At 44.7% G+C, this 16,957-nt stretch carries 15 protein-coding genes; 7 read left to right on the forward strand and 8 right to left on the reverse strand.

Annotated elements, in window-relative coordinates; all coding sequences use genetic code 11:
- Nucleotides 1-119 precede the first annotated feature (119 nt).
- On the forward strand, nucleotides 120-1,973 hold the full coding sequence (locus NFX39_RS03420) for an FAD/NAD(P)-binding protein (protein WP_252442993.1): 1,854 nt from the start codon (nucleotides 120-122) through the stop codon (nucleotides 1,971-1,973).
- A gap of 47 nt (nucleotides 1,974-2,020) precedes the next feature.
- Here NFX39_RS03420 and NFX39_RS03425 read toward each other — a convergent pair whose 3' ends face one another.
- The 7 genes from NFX39_RS03425 to rpmH all read right to left on the reverse strand — a co-directional run bounded on the left by NFX39_RS03425 (nucleotide 2,021) and on the right by rpmH (nucleotide 6,242).
- The gene (locus NFX39_RS03425; RefSeq protein ID WP_252442995.1) at nucleotides 2,021-2,911 is read right to left on the reverse strand and encodes an alpha/beta hydrolase family protein; all 891 of its coding nucleotides are present in this window, start codon (nucleotides 2,909-2,911) and stop codon (nucleotides 2,021-2,023) included.
- A 122-nt stretch (nucleotides 2,912-3,033) separates the two neighbouring features.
- Nucleotides 3,034-3,204: a hypothetical protein gene (locus NFX39_RS03430; protein ID WP_252442997.1), complete on the reverse strand. Its 171-nt coding sequence runs from the start codon at nucleotides 3,202-3,204 to the stop codon at nucleotides 3,034-3,036.
- 27 nt (nucleotides 3,205-3,231) lie between these two features.
- The gene (locus NFX39_RS03435) at nucleotides 3,232-3,732 is read right to left on the reverse strand and encodes an MscL family protein (RefSeq protein WP_252442999.1); all 501 of its coding nucleotides are present in this window, start codon (nucleotides 3,730-3,732) and stop codon (nucleotides 3,232-3,234) included.
- A 127-nt stretch (nucleotides 3,733-3,859) separates the two neighbouring features.
- Nucleotides 3,860-4,783, reverse strand: a complete 924-nt coding sequence (locus NFX39_RS03440; RefSeq protein WP_252443001.1) for a magnesium transporter CorA family protein — start codon at nucleotides 4,781-4,783, stop codon at nucleotides 3,860-3,862.
- Nucleotides 4,784-4,824: 41 nt separating this feature from the next.
- A complete protein-coding gene (gene yidC, locus NFX39_RS03445) occupies nucleotides 4,825-5,670 on the reverse strand; it encodes a membrane protein insertase YidC (protein ID WP_252443003.1) in 846 nt (281 codons plus the stop codon).
- A gap of 1 nt (nucleotide 5,671) precedes the next feature.
- Nucleotides 5,672-6,016 (reverse strand): ribonuclease P protein component, encoded by a 345-nt coding sequence (gene rnpA / locus NFX39_RS03450; RefSeq protein ID WP_252443005.1) that lies wholly within the window; start codon nucleotides 6,014-6,016, stop codon nucleotides 5,672-5,674.
- Between the two features lie 85 nt (nucleotides 6,017-6,101).
- A complete protein-coding gene (rpmH, locus tag NFX39_RS03455; RefSeq protein WP_213809011.1) occupies nucleotides 6,102-6,242 on the reverse strand; it encodes a 50S ribosomal protein L34 in 141 nt (46 codons plus the stop codon).
- A gap of 499 nt (nucleotides 6,243-6,741) precedes the next feature.
- Here rpmH and dnaA point away from each other — a divergent pair, with 499 nt between their 5' ends.
- The 6 genes from dnaA to gyrA all read left to right on the forward strand — a co-directional run bounded on the left by dnaA (nucleotide 6,742) and on the right by gyrA (nucleotide 15,700).
- A complete protein-coding gene (gene dnaA / locus NFX39_RS03460; protein ID WP_252443007.1) occupies nucleotides 6,742-8,121 on the forward strand; it encodes a chromosomal replication initiator protein DnaA in 1,380 nt (459 codons plus the stop codon).
- Between the two features lie 183 nt (nucleotides 8,122-8,304).
- Nucleotides 8,305-9,438 (forward strand): DNA polymerase III subunit beta, encoded by a 1,134-nt coding sequence (gene dnaN, locus NFX39_RS03465; RefSeq protein WP_252443009.1) that lies wholly within the window; start codon nucleotides 8,305-8,307, stop codon nucleotides 9,436-9,438.
- A gap of 185 nt (nucleotides 9,439-9,623) precedes the next feature.
- Nucleotides 9,624-9,995 (forward strand): S4 domain-containing protein YaaA, encoded by a 372-nt coding sequence (gene yaaA, locus NFX39_RS03470; protein WP_252443011.1) that lies wholly within the window; start codon nucleotides 9,624-9,626, stop codon nucleotides 9,993-9,995.
- A complete protein-coding gene (recF, locus tag NFX39_RS03475) occupies nucleotides 9,986-11,104 on the forward strand; it encodes a DNA replication/repair protein RecF (RefSeq protein WP_252443013.1) in 1,119 nt (372 codons plus the stop codon). Before yaaA ends, recF begins: the two co-directional genes overlap by 10 nt.
- A gap of 51 nt (nucleotides 11,105-11,155) precedes the next feature.
- A complete protein-coding gene (gene gyrB / locus NFX39_RS03480; protein ID WP_252443034.1) occupies nucleotides 11,156-13,117 on the forward strand; it encodes a DNA topoisomerase (ATP-hydrolyzing) subunit B in 1,962 nt (653 codons plus the stop codon).
- Between the two features lie 24 nt (nucleotides 13,118-13,141).
- Nucleotides 13,142-15,700, forward strand: coding sequence for a DNA gyrase subunit A (gene gyrA / locus NFX39_RS03485; protein ID WP_252443015.1), 2,559 nt, complete (start codon nucleotides 13,142-13,144; stop codon nucleotides 15,698-15,700).
- An 82-nt stretch (nucleotides 15,701-15,782) separates the two neighbouring features.
- Here the strand turns inward: gyrA and NFX39_RS03490 are convergent, their stop codons facing one another.
- A complete protein-coding gene (locus NFX39_RS03490) occupies nucleotides 15,783-16,541 on the reverse strand; it encodes a LytR/AlgR family response regulator transcription factor (protein ID WP_252443017.1) in 759 nt (252 codons plus the stop codon).
- Nucleotides 16,542-16,957: the final 416 nt, after the last annotated feature.

Consider the following 16,957-nt stretch of genomic DNA (forward strand, 5'->3'; position numbering starts at 1 on the left):
TTAAAATATAACTGTATTATTTCACGAATAACTGCCACAGTCGACAAAGGTCTTTGACTTTTCATGTAACCATGACAGATTTTCGATTTACTTAAATCTATTTTCAGATTGGAGTCATTATGAAAATTGCTCTTATTGGAGCAGGACCCAGGAACCTCGCCATTCTAGGGCGTCTACTTTTCTTAGTTGATACAACAAAACAGGTAGACATTGACATGTATGACCCTAGCCCTATTGGCGGACGCGTGTGGAACCCTTATTTAAAAAACAACCACACCTTCCTGATGAACACCGCCCCCAATCAGGTTACACTGTTTGATGATTTTGAAATTCAGGATCACGAAGTCGAAACGGAGCGTCCTAACCTGCTCTCTTGGGCACAAACGAAGGCATTTGACTACTTAAAGGATCACCCCGAATTCCCTTCCATCTATCAGGACGAAGTTCTGTCGTTGGTCTCTGCAAACGAATTCTCCTCTAGAGGTCTTTTTGGGGTATATGCCGCTTGGTACTTCGAACTGTTGCAGTCCATTTCGTCACCTAACATCTCGGTTAATTTCCACCAACAAATGGTGACTGAAATGAATCGCGGAAAGCATAATTTCCTTCTGACAACAGATGATGGAGAAGAACATCGCTACGACCGAGTGGTTTTGGCCCCCGGTCACATCGACAATGAACCAAATGATAAGCAACAAGACCTATTGGCCTTTGCTAATTCGAAGCAATTACAGTACTTCCCTGCTTCTCATCCAGCCGAGAATGATTTTGATGCCATTAATGCAGATGATCAAGTCCTCATTGAAGGGCTCGGCCTTTCATTCTTCGATGTCCTTCTTTCTTTGACGGCAAGTAAGGGTGGGGCCTTCATCACGGAAAACGACGGTTCTTTAACATACCGTCCCTCTGGAAAAGAGCCTCGTATCGTCGCCGGTTCCTTTAATGGCCTACCACCACGCGCTAAGGGCGTTAACCAAAAGGAAGCCTCGCAGCTTTATCAACCACGTTTCTTTACCCTTGATAAGTTAAAGGAAAAAGCCAGCTTCAACAAGGGGCACCTTCCCTTTGACGTCTTTATGGACACGCTGAAGAAGGAACTGACCTATAAGTCACTCTACAACCAAATCCTTCAAGCAGACTTCCCAATTGGCGACCTTCGTTCAAAGCTAGCAACTTTCATTGAGAATCCGGATAACTGGCCACTCATCAATGAAAAGTTTGATTTAAACTTCGATGTCGATATTGATTGGGATTCAAAGGTATTTCCTGCTCTTCGTCAGACTGAAGCATCCACGTACAAGGATTTCCTAATCCAGCACATCAAATCCGATATCAAATCGGCCGAATTAGGAAATGATTGGTCCCCACTGACCGGTGCTTATGACATTCTTCGTGATTTACGGGATATCGTCCGAACCCTTTATAACGAAGGCTACTTCACGGATGACGATTATCAAAAGATGCTTTCAGATTTCAAACACTTTGATAACCAACTTTCTGCTGGTCCACCATTAATCCGTATGCGCCAGTTATTGGCCTTGCTCGAGGCTGGTGTCATCCAGATTGCTGGCCCTGGTTTCAAAACCGGACACGATGATAATGCCTTTGTCGCCACCGACTCACTCGGCCAACGCTTTAAAGGTTCCGTATTGATTGAAGCCCGGTTATCGACGATTGATTTCCGAATTGCTAAATCACCTTTGATTAAGTCATTGATTTCTAACAATCTGATTAGTTCAAATGATCGAGTACAAAAGGATGACGGCAGCTCCCTTCTTGGGCACACCATCAAGGTTGATCTGAATAGCTTAACCGTACTAGACAATGACGACGAGCCAGTTAACGGCTTCTTCGTTTCAGGTATCCCGCTTGAGGGTTCCCGCTGGTTCAATACCGTTATTCCACGTCCTTACGTGCACACACTGCTCTTTCAAGAATCAAAGATGTTGGTAAGTGCTCTATTGTCCGATTAAATTGATAAATAAAAAAGCGCTGATATTTCAGCGCTTTTTATTTACCTTTAATTACGTAAGAAGCCTAACTTCTCTTTTTTAATTTCTTCCGTATCAAAATCCTTGATACCATGATGCCCACCCTCGATCCAGTGCGTCATCGCTTTCTTACCTGTCATCTTTTCATATCGTTGTACCATTTCAACACTCTGTTCAAATGGTACAACTTGATCAGCAGTACCGGCCATCGCAAAGAGCTCCGGCATCTTTTCTGTAAAATAATTTGCCGGATTGCCCTGGGCAATTTGAATTGGTGCTTCACTCACCTTTAATCCACCTACCGCTAATCCTTCGAACGATTTCGGTGAACCTGACTCAGCGTACTTTGGCTCAACCCCTGCTTTATTAAATTGCTTTTCAAATTGATCGAATTCGTAGGGACCATAAGAAGCAATCACTTTTTGAATCACCGGCATTTCCTCTAGATCATCCTTTAATCCTTTTTCATACCCTAATTTCACACCTGCTGTCGCGCTTGCAACTGTTAGCAAAGCCAACTGTGCACCCGATGACTCTCCTGATAGATAAAAACGGTCAACATCCAATCCGAACTCTTCTGCCCTTTCTTTCAACTGAATGAGCACCGCTCTGACTTCAGCAACCTGTTTTGGGAAGGCGTAGTTCGCATCTGAAATCAAGGCATAGTTCATTGACGCAACGGCAAAACCTTCTTCGACCAACTTCATGTTTGGTCTTAGCTTATTCGTTGACTTTGACCCACGGACTAAACCGCCACCTTGCAAATCGAGAATCAAGGCATGCCTTTCTACTCCCTTTGGAAGATACAAATCAAACATTTGCCACTTTTCTGGACCATACGTTTGATTTTTTATTGATTTTGAAACCGCCTCAGACACGAAAACATCGTCAAAGGTGATATCCAGATCCTTAAATAGCATTCCTCCTCCTCATATGTTTCACGTGAAACAATTTCCGGAAGATGTTTCACGTGAAACATTCCTAAAGAAAAAGCCAAGAGTTCCTCCTGGCTTTAGTAGTCGTTAAGCTTCTTTAACGTTTCTTAATCTTTACCGTTCTTCCGGTTGTCCCACAAGTACACAACCAACAACATAAAGCTAGCCAATTCAGCAGTTAAGATAGCTGTTTCCATCGCTCGGAACACCCATGACACAACTGAAATGAACAGCAAGACCAAAGCAGCAATCGCTGTATAAACCGTTGTTACTTTCATTGTGACTCCCCCTTTACGTCTTTCAGACTAATCCTTTTTCTTCAAAAGTTCAATCATTTCCTTCTGCAAGGCGATGTTTTGACGAATTAACTCATTGTTTTCCTTCTGAAGCGCCTGCTCGTTTAATGAGTCTTGGTGTGGCTCATCATAGCCCCACTTTTCTTCTTCCGTACCAATCAACCAGTTGTTGATGAATTGGATGAAGTAAAAGACGGCCAACGAAATGGCAAGCAACGTTAAGGCTGAAGCGATAAAAGTCGATAACGACTCGGTCGTCTTCTCCATCGTAAAGACGTGATCACTTCTAATGAGCCAAAACCACAACGCCTTGAAGAAGTTAAAGGTGAATGATACAAGGTCCTTGACCGTTGATCCAAACGCATTACCGACAACCACTGAAATAACGAATGTCAGCAGGTTTGGTGCAAAAATAAAGCGCCGAAAAGCAAGCATTCCAGCTGATGATTTTTGAACGAATTGTTCGCGTTGTTGTCTTAAGTCCTCTTTTGTCTTTGTCTTAAATAACATAAGCCCTCCGGGGATTTTACTAGATTTCATTCTTTTCTATTATACGTCAGATTGTAACAAGAAAAAAGGAAGAAAGCCCGCTATATCAACAAAAGGGTACAAAAAAAGGACAGCTGCCTGTCCTTTTTTATTTCTTCAAGAAACCATATCGGTGGAACAAGTATGTTGCGCCGGTCATCATGGCTATCATGATAATAATCGTGACCCACCATCCTGACTGATGTGAGGCAAACGGCAAGAAGTCAACGTTTTCGCCATAGAAACCAGAAACGATGGTTGGAATCGTGAAGACGATTGAATAAACCGTCAACACCTTCATCGTCCAGTTCAAGTCACGGTTACCAAGGGTGTCCGTGGCTTTGGTTACGGCATTGATCACTTCCATCGCCAAACCGGACATGTCACGTGCTTGTTCAACTTCGACACGAACCTCGTCTAAGAGATCCAAATCTTCGACTGAAACGTGTGCCTGGTAGGAACGCCGAATTTGTTCCAACATAATGAGGTTATTTGCCAAAGAGTTTTGCAAATAAATCATTTGAATCTGCAAGTGAAGCAAATCGTTGGTTTGCTTCGTTAACTGCTTTTGGTTTCCAAACTGTGCTTGAATGGCGCGACGTTGACGATTGATTTCAGTGATTTCCTCACCGTACATCGTCATCAACGGATAGATTCCTGTAAAGAGGAATTCGAAAACAGACAACTTGTCGTCTTCATCCCGTTTGGTGTCGTGTCGCCCAGCCAGAATTTCCTTTTTCACATAATCTGTTGGTCGGTGTGAAAAGGTATATATATCACCATGAACCAAGACGATTCCAATCGGACGGGTCAAAACAGGTTCTGGCTCAGCAGAAATAACATCTAAGATGATTAGTGCTTCATCAGCATCCGGATCAAATTCCATACGAACCGATTCGTTGCGATCGTTTGCATAACCTAACATCTGCTCGGTTAAACCATGTTCGCCCAATAGACTTTCATGGTCTTGTTCCGACATGTTGGTTACGTGGAACCAACGAAAGTTGGGTGTTTGTTTTAACATTTCAATCATGGTGAACCACCTTTTTTGAAAACATCAAGGACAAAGAACCCTTAGCGCTTTTTCTTCTTTGAACGAGTAGCTTTCCGAACCTTACGAGCCTTTGCCTTTTCAAGTTCACGTGCGGCCTTACGTTCCGCTTGCATCTTGAATGGGTTTTGCAAGAAGAAAGTTTGAATCATCTGGAAGAGGTTTGCCACTACCCAATACAAAGAAACGGCAGAAGGCAAAGCCAAAGAGGTAAAGAAGATAATGAATGGAAATACGAAAGGCAAAATCTTCGTAAACCCATTCTGCTGTGGGTTGGCCATCGTTGACAAGAATGAAGACCCAAACGTAAAGAGGGCTGCCAACACAGGCAAAATAATGTACGAATCAGACTGACCCAAGTTCAACCAAAGGAAAGAACCTGAACGCAGAACTGGTGAGTTTTGGATCCCTTGGTACAAGGCAATCAACACGGGCATCTGAACCAAAAGCGGCAACATGGAAGCAAACGGTGAAACGCCGTGTTCCTTGTACAGTGCTTGTTGTTCTTGTGCAAGCAGCGTTCTTGTTTCCGTATCCTTAGCAGAGTACTTTTCTTGCAAGGCCTTGATTTCATCTTGCATACCCTGCATCTTCTTCATGGAATCCATTTGGTAGACCATCAAAGGCAACACAAGGAATCGAACGAAAATGGTAAAGATCACGATACCCAATCCATAAGATGAACTAAACCATGAAGCAACACCTAAGATTGAACGGATAAAGAAGGCAACAAAAGTTCCCCAGATTCCAGATCCAGCAACCGGTGCTTGATAAGAATGGTTAGCTGCAATAATTCCAACGAGGGCCAATGCCGCCAAAGTAAGCGGGAACCAACCGATTGTTTGATACCATTTTTTGAGTCGAGCCATTTTAATCTTCCTTTAGTAGTTTTGCTAAGTGGAGAACGTGGATGAGCTGCTTTTTGATAAAAGCCTGCGATGCACCCGCGACATTTGGTCGTGCTATTACTAGTATATCCGTCTTTTGATCGAGTTGCGGCTTTAATTCTAGAATTGACTGCCGAATTCTTCTTTTGACGTGTACACGGTCGTGCGCCTTTCCGACTTTTTTACCAACGGAAAGTCCCAGACGAAAGTGCTTTTGATTTTTCTTTTCTAAACGGTAAACCACAAAGTACTTATTAGCCACCGATTGGTGGTGGTCAAAGACCTTTTGAAACTCTTCTGGTTTTTTAATCCGAAATGACTTACGCATAGCTATACCGAACCTTTATGTACGCAGGATAATTCCTGCATGAAATTTTATGAAAATAAAAAGGCCACTGCAAGCAGCGACCTGTTTAGGCAGATAATACCTTGCGGCCCTTCGCGCGGCGGCGAGCCAAAACCTTGCGACCGTTGCTCGTTGACATACGCTTACGGAAACCGTGTACGCGTTCGCGGTGACGCTTCTTTGGTTGGAATGTACGTTTCATCAGGATTTACCTCCATTAATAATTTGTCTGCAAAATCTTTGCAATTCGAGATTAATCATACCACGGATACCCCGCTCTGGCAAGCAGTAGCAGGCAATAACTAAAAGTTTATTATATATAGGAAAAAAGATATCCACTTTTTTATCAAAAGCTAATCCAAAGGGGCGGTAAAAGTCACAAATGAAAATTCGTTATCCAGTCATTATCCAAAAGTTATCCACATTTCCACAGGCTGTGAGTTTAGAACTGGGGAAAACGTGGATTTCTTGTGTATAAGTTTCTATATCAGCGTTTCTCTTGTGGATAAGGGTTGTGATAGATGAGAATGACGAAAATTTGTTCCCTTTTTGTTCCACAATCCTGATTTTTTTTACCAACTGCTGGGGCTTTTTTCAAAGTCTTATTCTTTTCTGGGGAAAACTATGCCCGAGACATTTTTTTTGCTATACTGATTTTGTATTTAAAAAACTTTCTTTCTTATAATCAATATAATTTGGAGCTTTCGATGTCTGAAAACTTAAACCCAAACGATCTCTGGGAAAAAATCTCAGGTCGTCTTTTTACACAATTAGGTCCAGTTTCCTTTGATTCCTTTGTTGATCCATTAAAGCCAATTGGTTTCACGGAAGATAACAAGCGTTTGATTCTTTCGGTTCCGGAAGACACTGCTTCAGCAATCACGGAAAAGTGGAAGCTTGAACTCGAAATGAGCTTCGTTGAATACGCAACGGAAATCACGGGACGCTTCATTCGTCCTGATTTACGGACGACTGAAAACACCGAGGAAAAAAACAGTTTTGTTTCCGCACCCGTTGCTTCCGAACAACACATTCCTTTCTCTCAAGATGCTGGCTTAAACGAAGATTACACCTTCGATAAGTTCGTTGTGGGTTCAGGTAATGAAAACGCGCGGGCCATTGCAAAGGCCGTTGCGGAAGGACCTGGAAAAGTTTATAACCCCTACCTAATTTACGGAGGTGTTGGACTAGGAAAGACCCACTTAATGCAAGCCATTGGTAATCAGTTCGCAAAGGACAATCCAAATGCTCGGATTAAGTACGCCACTGCTGAAGATTTCCTGAACGACTTCACGAACTCACTTCGTGAAGGTAACCAGGACAACAGTAATGCCACTGCCCTCTTCAAAAAGACTTACCGTTCATTGGATATGTTGCTTGTCGATGATATCCAGTTCTGGGCAGGTAAGCCGCAAGTCCAAGAAGAATTCTTTAACACCTTCAATGCCTTAACAAAGGCAAACAAGCAAATCGTGATGACTTCGGACCGTTATCCGAATGATATTCCTGATTTGCAGGATCGTCTGAAGTCTCGTTTCGAACAAGGAATCACATCAGACATCCAAAAGCCGGACGTTCAGACTCGTGTGGCCATCCTACGAAACCTGCAAGACCAAAACGATTTGGACATTCCAAACGACGTTCTCCAACTGATTGGTGAATCAGTTGATGATAACGTCCGCACATTGGAAGGTGCCTTCCATAAATTTGAAGCGAAGATTCGTTTCATGAATAAGCCGGCAACAATCGAAACTGCAAAAACGATTTTGGCTGAAATTAACGCCAACAAGAAAGCGGTTGTAACGGTTGAACGAATCCAAGACGTGGTTGCTACCTACTATATGCAGACCGTCGAAGATATGAAGTCTTCTCGTCGCCAAGCAAACCTTGTTGAGGCAAGACACGTTGCCATTTACTTAACCAGAACGATGACTGATAAGTCTTTGCCTGAAATTGGTCGTGCCTTTGGTAACCGAGATCACTCATCCATTTCACACGCCTTCAACAAGATTGAAGAGCAAGTCGAAAAGGAAAGCAACATTAAGGAACTGATTGCGGACTTAGCCGAAACCATTAAAAACGGGTAAATCACCTGTGGATAAGTCGAGAAATTATCGCCGAGTTATACCTGAGGTTATCCACAGGCAAAACACGATTATTTCAAGGTTCGTTAGCTAATCCCCAGAACCCACAGCCCTTATTACTATTACTAGTTATTTATACTAACTATATATATATAACTGCACCCGCCACAAAGGAGGCTATGTGCTATGAAATTTACGATTAATCGCCAAGCGTTCATCAAAGCTTTGAATGATGTCTCAAGAGCTATTTCGTCTAAAACGACAATTCCAATTTTGACGAACTTAAAGTTAGACCTTCAAGAAAATCAATTGGTCTTAACTGGTTCAAATGCCGATATTTCAATTCAGATTACGTTGACTGCTGAAGATACTGCTAACGAATTGAATATTGAAAGTACTGGTGGCATTACATTGCCCGCTACTTTCTTTATTAACATCGTGAAGCACTTGCCCGCCACGTCCATGACTTTGTCAGTCGAAGGATTACAAGCTTTGATTACTTCAGGATCAGCATCCTTTAAGATTAATGGGCAACCAAGTTCTGCCTACCCTAAGTTGCCTGAGCTTTCAGAATCAAAGTCATTGAAGATTTCAGCGGCTCAATTGATTGAATTGATTGCACAAACAAAGATTTCAGCATCAACTCAGGAAAGTCGCCCAATCTTGACGGGAATTCACCTTTCTTTGAACGGCAATCAAATTAAGGCTGTAACGACGGATTCTCACCGTTTGTCACAACGCATCATCACTTTGGTTGCCGAAGAAAACGAAGAAGCTGCATCCGTTATTATTCCTGCAAAGGCCTTTAACGAATTGCAATCCTTGTTGGAAGGTCAAAACCGTGTTGAAGTGAAGTTGTCTGCTAACCAAGCCGTCTTTACTTTCGGAAACACGACCTTCTACTCACGCTTGCTGGAAGGAAACTATCCTGAAACAGATCGTTTGATCCCTTCAGAAGCCAATACTGAAATCGAAATTGATGCTGGTGTCTTGTCGGGAGCCATTGATCGTGCTTCCCTTCTTTCTCACGAATCACGTAACAACGTGGTATTGTTGACGATTAAGGATCAGCAAGCTGAGCTTTCTGGAAACTCCCAGGAAGTTGGACAAGTGAAGGAAGCTTTGTCAGCCGACAAGATTGTTGGGGACGACTTAGAAATTTCATTCAACCCGGACTATGTCCGTGACGCCCTTCGCGTGTTGCAAGGCAAGACGGTTGAATTGAAGTTCACCACGAACTTGCGTCCATTCATCATCATTCCTGAAGGTGAAACGGACAACAAGCAATTGCAATTGGTAACGCCAGTTCGTACATTCTAAATAAAAACGAGAAAAGACCCACTATGGGTCTTTTTTTATGCTTACAAAGCAACCTGCCCTTTTTTGCTAATTTAATCGAAACAGACTGCTAAAAGAAAAAAACGCAAATAAAGCCTCTTACGGGCAAATAGGGACAAGTATGTTATAATATTAGAGTAAGTCTTAGAAAAATTTGGGGAAGTTTTATGGCTGAACGTTTAGCAATTACAACTGATTTTATTACCCTGGCCCAGTTGCTTAAAATCACTGACATTATCAAGTCTGGTGGCCAAGCAAAAGCCTACTTAGCAAGTGAAGAAGTATTGCTGAATGGTGAAGAAGAGAACCGCCGAGGAAAGAAGCTCTATCCTGGCGACCTCATTGAAACAGCTGGACAGGCCTTTGTCATTGAAGAAGAGTCAGCAGATGAAGCTGCTGAACGTCGCGAAAAAGAAGCGATACTTGCTCGTTTTCAAGCAAAGGAACGAAAGGCCGCTTGGAAGCAAAATCAGCCAACTAAAGCCAATAAGAAAAAGCCTGGCCAGAAAAGGCCAACGGGTCCTTCTTCTTGGAATTAGAGAAACTCGAACTTTCCCATTTTCGTAATTACGAAGAAGCGTCACTGACTTTCCAACCAGGAGTTAATGTTTTCCTAGGGCAAAACGCACAAGGAAAGACGAACCTTTTGGAAGCCATCTACGCTTTGGCCTTGGCCCGTTCCCATCGGAGCAAAGTCGATAAGGACTTAATCCAGTGGGAACATGACCACGCCCGGGTTTCCGGATCAATTAAAAACCGTTTTGGTAAGACCCCCCTCTCGCTTTCCTGGTCGAATAAGGGAAAGCAGGCACGGGTGAACCACCTCGATCAAAGTCGTTTGTCGACTTACATCGGTCAATTAAACGTGATTTTATTTGCTCCTGAGGACTTGGATTTGGTTAAGGGCCCGCCAGCCACGCGCCGGCGGTTCATCGATATCGAATTTGGTCAGATGAACAAAACCTACTTACAATTATCGTCCCAGTATAAGCAGGTGCTAAAGGACCGCAATGCTTACCTGAAGGCCTGGTCTTTTGGTAAGAAACAAGATCAAGTGTTCTTGACGGTCTTAACGGACCAACTCATTGATTTGGCAGCTAAGCTCATGCTCCTCAAGAAAAAGTTCTTGAAGGAGTTGGAAGTTGCGGCCAAGGTCATCCATAAGGATGTTGCCGATCAAACAGAGGAACTTGCTTTGCACTACAAGACGTCTGTTGCGATGGACGAATTGAATGGTGTGGAGGCCGTTAAAAAAGCGTTGCAAAACGCTTTTGAAAAAGTCGATGCCCGGGAAAAGAAGCAGGGCACAACTTTGATTGGCCCCCACCGGGATGACTTTATGATTGAGGTCAACGGAACCGATGTTTCGACATTCGGCTCCCAGGGTCAGCAGCGAACCGCTGCCTTGGCCCTAAAGCTGGGCGAAATCGACCTGATGTACCAGGAAACTGGTGAATACCCAGTCTTATTACTCGATGATGTGTTATCCGAGTTGGATGCCTCGCGGCAGACCCACCTCTTGCTCACCATCGAAAACAAGGTGCAAACCTTTATCACCGCCCCCTCTCTTTCCGAGGTTGCTCGGTCGTTGATCAAAGAACCGAAAGTCTTTTTGGTCAAAAACGGAACAATTGAAGTGGAAGAGTAAGAGAAGGCAAAGAGGAGAACCATGGCAGAAGAAGAACAAGCAAAAGCAGCGATGACGCCAGAAGAACTGGAAGAAGCTATCAAGATGAACACAGATGCCGACGCCTATAACGCCGATCAGATCCAGGTCTTAGAAGGGCTCGAAGCCGTTCGTAAGCGACCTGGAATGTACATTGGAACGACGACGGCACAGGGATTGCACCACTTGGTTTGGGAAATTGTCGATAACGGTATCGATGAAGCCTTAGCCGGTTTTGCCTCCCACATCTCAGTTGCAATCGAAAAGGATAACTCCATCACGGTAACCGATGATGGTCGTGGTATCCCTGTCGACATCCAAACGAAGACGGGTAAGCCAGCCTTGGAAACCGTCTTTACGATTTTGCACGCCGGAGGAAAGTTCGGTGGTGGCGGATACAAGGTTTCCGGTGGTTTGCACGGGGTTGGTGCCTCAGTTGTTAACGCCCTGTCAACAAGCTTGGACGTCCAAGTTGTTCGTGACGGACACCTTTACTACATGGACTTCCAAACTGGTCGCGTAAAGACTGGTATGACGAAGAAGGAAGGTCCGTTGCCAATCGAACGTGGAACAATTGTCCACTTCAAGCCAGATCCAGATATCTTCCAAGAAACAACGGTCTTTAGCTACGAAACGCTGTTAGGCCGTGTTCGTGAATTGGCCTTCTTGAACAAGGGCTTGCGAATTTCCATCACGGACAACCGCCTGGATGAACCCGTTTCTGAAACGTTCCACTTCGAAGGTGGAATTAAGGAATACGTTTCTTACATGGACGAAGGCAAGCAAGTGCTCTTCGACCAACCAGTTTACGTTGAAGGTGAAGAAAACGGCATTGTCGTTGAAGTTGCTCTTCAATACACGACGGAAGTCAAAGAAAATCTCAAGACCTTTACAAACAACATCAACACCTACGAAGGTGGAACCCACGAAACTGGGTTCAAGACTGCTTTGACGCGTGTCATTAACGACTACGCCCGCAAGCAAAACATTATTAAAGAAAATGGCGATTCCTTGACGGGTGAAGACGTCCGTGAAGGAATGACAGCCATTGTTTCCATCAAGCACCCGGACCCACAGTTCGAAGGTCAGACGAAGACGAAGCTTGGAAATTCCGATGCTCGTCAAGCGGTGGATCGGATGTTCTCCGAGACTTTCAGCCGCTTTATGATGGAAAACCCAGCGGTTGCTAAGCAAATTGTTGAAAAGGGAGCCTTGGCTCAAAAGGCTCGTTTGTCTGCTAAACGTGCCCGTGAAATGACACGTAAGCAATCAGGTTTGGAAATTTCCAACCTGCCTGGTAAGTTGGCCGACAACACGTCAAAGGAACCTGAAATTTCAGAACTCTTCATCGTCGAGGGAGACTCCGCCGGTGGTTCTGCAAAGCAGGGACGAAACCGTTTGACGCAGGCAATTCTGCCAATCCGTGGTAAGATTTTGAACGTTGGTAAGGCCTCATTGGACCGCGTTTTGGCCAACGAAGAAATCCGTTCCCTCTTTACGGCACTTGGTGCCGGATTCGGAAAGGACTTTGACGTTACCAAAGCCCACTACCACAAAATCATTATCATGACCGATGCCGATGTCGATGGTGCCCACATTCGAACGCTTTTGTTAACGCTCTTCTACCGTTACATGCGTCCAATGGTTGATGCCGGATACATCTACATCGCCCAGCCACCTCTTTACGGTGTATCATTGGGAAACTCAAAGACCATGACTTACTTGGACTCTGACGAAGAATTGGACCAATACCTGGCTCAATTGCCTTCAACGGCCAAGCCTAAAGTCCAGCGTTATAAGGGTCTTGGTGAAATGGATTACGACCAGTTGGCCGACACGACCATGGATCCAGCTAACCGCCGTTTGTTGCGGGTTGACCCAGCCGATGCTGAGGAAGCAGATTCAGTAATCGATATGTTGATGGGTGGCGATGTGCCTCCTCGTCGTCAATTTATCGAGGATAACGCAGTTTACGTACAAGACCTTGACGTCTAAGCACTGCTTGATTCGGAGTTAGAAATGCCAGAAGAACAAGATAGTCGAATTCAAAATACTCATTTGGCCGCGCAAATGAAGACATCCTTTTTGTCTTATGCGATGTCAGTTATCGTGGCCCGTGCGCTCCCCGATGTTCGAGATGGATTGAAGCCGGTTCACCGTCGAATCCTTTACTCAATGATCGAACAGGGAAACACGCCGGATAAGCCACACAAGAAGTCCGCCCGTATCGTTGGAGACGTTATGGGTAAGTATCACCCCCACGGTGATTCTGCCATCTACGAATCAATGGTTCGTATGGCCCAGGACTTTTCATACCGTTACATGCTTGCTGACGGACACGGAAACTTCGGTTCTGTCGACGGTGACGGCGCTGCCGCCATGCGTTATACCGAGGCCCGCTTGTCAAAGGTCGCCATGGAAATGGTCCGTGATTTGAACAAGAACACGGTTGATTTCGTACCGAACTACGATGGTGAAGAACGTGAACCGGAAGTGATGCCGGCTCGTATTCCAAACCTCTTGGTCAACGGTGCAACCGGAATTGCCGTCGGAATGACGACGAACATTCCTACCCACAACTTGGGTGAAGTCATTTCTGCTTTGCACATCTTGATGGAAAATCCTGATGCGACGACAGCAGACTTGATGGAAGCTTTGCCAGGACCTGATTTCCCTACCGGTGGAATCGTCATGGGTAAGGCTGGAATCCGAAAGGCCTACGAAACGGGTCGTGGAACGATTACCGTTCGTGCCAAGGTTGATATCGAACAAACGAAGACGGGTAAGGAACAAATCATTGTGACCGAACTCCCCTACGCCGTTAACAAGGCGCGTTTGATCGAACGAATCTCTGAATTGGTTCGTGACAAGAAGATTGACGGAATCACGGGTATCCGTGACGAATCCGATCGTGAAGGACTCCGTGTCTCAATCGACGTTCGTCGCGATGCCTCAGCGTCTGTTATCTTGAACAACCTCTACAAGCAAACACTTTTGCAGACTGGATTCTCCTTCAACATGTTGGCCATCTCAAATGGTGCGCCAAAGACTTTGTCATTGAAGGAAATCTTAGAAGCCTACTTGGATCACCAACGTTCCGTTATCCGTCGTCGCACGGAATTCGACCTGAAGAAGGCCGAAGCACGGGCCCACATCTTAGAAGGTTTGCGGATTGCCTTGGATCACATCGATGAGATCATCCACATCATCCGTTCTTCTAAGACGTCAGACGAAGCCAAGGGTCGCTTGATTGACGGTTACGACTTGTCAGACAAGCAATCACAAGCCATCCTGGACATGCGTCTGGTTCGTTTGACCGGTTTGGAACGCGACAAGATCGAAGACGAATACCAAAAGTTGGTCGCTTTGATCGCCGACTTGAAGGATATCTTGGCTCACCAAGAACGAATCGATCAATTGATCTACGACGAATTGCTTGAAATTCAAAACCGCTTCGGTGACGAACGTCGTACGGAACTCCAAGTGGGTGACGTGACAAGCATCGAAGACGAAGATTTGATCGAAGAAGAAGACATCATCGTGACGTTGACGCACAACGGCTACATCAAGCGTGTTGCTGCCTCAGAATTTAAGGCTCAAAACCGTGGTGGTCGAGGTGTACAAGGAATGAACCTGAACGACGAAGACTTCGTTGAACAATTGGCTAACCTTTCAACGCACGACTCCCTCTTCTTCTTCACGAACAAGGGTAAGGTTTACCGTTTGAAGGGATACGAAATCCCTGAATATGGTCGTGCCGCTAAGGGAATCCCAGTGATTAACTTGATGAACTTCGACCAAGACGAAGCCATCCAGTCCTTGTTGACGGTTCAAGGTAACCCAGCCGACTCAGAAGACAACCTCTTCTTTGTTACTCGCAAGGGTGTCGTTAAGCGCACGAAGGTGCACGACTTTGCCAACATTCGAACCTCTGGTTTGAAGGCTTTGACGCTTCGGGAAGACGACGAAATCCTGAAGGTCTTGCAAACCGATGGTGTTCAAAACATCATCATTGCAACCCATAACGGTTACTCCGTGACATTTGCTGAAGAAGCCGTCCGTTTGATGGGACGTGCCGCAGCTGGTGTTCGTGGAATCAACCTCCGTGAAGGTGACGAAGTTGTTGGTGCTGACATCTTGATGGACAGCCAAAACGTCTTTGTTATCACGGAAAAGGGTTACGGTAAGCAAACCGAAGCCGGTGAATACCCTGTTAAGGGTCGTGGTGGTAAGGGTATCAAGACCGCCACGATTACAGAAAAGAACGGACCACTTGCCGGAATGGTCACGGTTGACGGTGATGAAGACATCATGGTGACGACCGACCTCGGTGTGATGATTCGTTTCGGAATCGACACGGTTTCAAAGACCGGTCGTTCAACTCAGGGGGTCCGCTTGATTCGTCTGGAAGAAGATTCAAAGGTTGCAACCTTTACGAAGTTGGAACCAATGTCTGAAGACGATAGTCCTGAAGATGCAATGGAAAAGCAAGAAGAAGGCGCAGCACCAGTTGCTGATGACGTCAAAGATCTTGTTGACCGTGCTGAATCAGAACAAGATGACAACGAAAATGACTAATTCTTCTATATAGAAGGTTTAAACAAAAAAGCACGGACGATGTGAATCGTCCGTGCTTTTTTATTCCCCTGCTGCAGGTGGATTATGAACAGCTACTTGTTGTCCCGACCATATGGGAACCCCTTTTTTTTGCGGTCGGCCAACGGAGAGCCTCTCGTAAGGCGCCTGCATACATGCGTGAAACCGGTAAGCGATGACCGGTCACCATCGTCACGACATGTGTGCCGCAGTCGTAGTCATGCAAATAAGCAATATTAATCGTAAACGAAGCGTGAATCTGGAATAACGAGGTATGACAGTCAGCAATTGAAGCCATTGAAGCTCGGATGCGTGAAAGTCGATCCGCTTCGTGAACAAAAAGATGATGTGTCCCCTTGTCCGTTGTAATGTAGATGATGCGAGTCAAGTCAAAAACTTTGCTTGTTTTTCCATGAGGTAAACGAATTGGGATTGGGCGAAGTTCAAGGATTCGACGCAAGTTTAAGTTTGCCTTTGCAATGGCCCGAAGTAATCGGTCCAGGAATACGGAACTAAACTCCTGTTTGATGATGAAGTCCAAAAAGCCAACCTGTGCTTCAAAACACTGCCCAACTAAGGTGGCATCTTCCGATATCATGATGAGTTGCGCATCGGGGTCTTTTTGTCTGATTAACTGTGCGGTCTTTAGACCAGCTTTATCGAAACCACGAATGGTTGAGTCTAAGATGACGACTTGGCCGTTTTTTACCTTCCGTAAAGCTGCAATGAGAGCAGAAGGTGTGTCATAGAAGATTGGATCCAGCAGCGTCTTTTTGAAGAAGCGCTTGTCCTTGGCCTTGTCGGTGAGGATGTAGCATGGCATACATGTCTTCCTTTCTGCGTATTAGATAAGATAATTATACGAGCTTTTTCAACAAAAAGGCTCTTTTTCTTTAAAAAAATAAAGAATGGTCTAGATTTCAAGAAAATATAAAAGCAAAAGTGGCTTTTTTGTATAATAACTCGAGATAAGTCCCCTGCTACAAAAAAGTAAAAGAAAAAAGCAAAAAAAGCGAAAAAAAGCATTGACGAAACCTAGGCGAGTCCGTATACTAATTATTGTTCCTTGCGAGGGACAAGGCGCTTATAAAAAGCGCTAAAAAAACTCTTCATAAAGCGCTTGACCATCGGTCATAAAACTGTTATGATATATGAGTTGCCTAATCGGGTACGCACATTGAAAACTGAACAAAACTTTGAACAAACAAATCTGTAACGGTGGCAGTTATGATGGCTGTC

This window comes from Fructobacillus apis, assembly GCF_023893635.1.
Lineage (GTDB): Bacteria > Bacillota > Bacilli > Lactobacillales > Lactobacillaceae > Fructobacillus > Fructobacillus apis.

Coding starts and splice junctions, on each gene's coding strand:
- NFX39_RS03420 (WP_252442993.1), top strand. CDS start 120: ATGAAAATTGCTCTTATTGGAGCAGGACCCAGGAACCTCGCCATTCTA.
- NFX39_RS03425 (WP_252442995.1), bottom strand. CDS start 2,911: ATGCTATTTAAGGATCTGGATATCACCTTTGACGATGTTTTCGTGTCT.
- NFX39_RS03430 (WP_252442997.1), bottom strand. CDS start 3,204: ATGAAAGTAACAACGGTTTATACAGCGATTGCTGCTTTGGTCTTGCTG.
- NFX39_RS03435 (WP_252442999.1), bottom strand. CDS start 3,732: ATGTTATTTAAGACAAAGACAAAAGAGGACTTAAGACAACAACGCGAA.
- NFX39_RS03440 (WP_252443001.1), bottom strand. CDS start 4,783: ATGATTGAAATGTTAAAACAAACACCCAACTTTCGTTGGTTCCACGTA.
- yidC (WP_252443003.1), bottom strand. CDS start 5,670: ATGGCTCGACTCAAAAAATGGTATCAAACAATCGGTTGGTTCCCGCTT.
- rnpA (WP_252443005.1), bottom strand. CDS start 6,016: ATGCGTAAGTCATTTCGGATTAAAAAACCAGAAGAGTTTCAAAAGGTC.
- dnaA (WP_252443007.1), top strand. CDS start 6,742: ATGTCTGAAAACTTAAACCCAAACGATCTCTGGGAAAAAATCTCAGGT.
- dnaN (WP_252443009.1), top strand. CDS start 8,305: ATGAAATTTACGATTAATCGCCAAGCGTTCATCAAAGCTTTGAATGAT.
- yaaA (WP_252443011.1), top strand. CDS start 9,624: ATGGCTGAACGTTTAGCAATTACAACTGATTTTATTACCCTGGCCCAG.
- gyrB (WP_252443034.1), top strand. CDS start 11,156: ATGACGCCAGAAGAACTGGAAGAAGCTATCAAGATGAACACAGATGCC.
- gyrA (WP_252443015.1), top strand. CDS start 13,142: ATGCCAGAAGAACAAGATAGTCGAATTCAAAATACTCATTTGGCCGCG.
- NFX39_RS03490 (WP_252443017.1), bottom strand. CDS start 16,541: ATGCCATGCTACATCCTCACCGACAAGGCCAAGGACAAGCGCTTCTTC.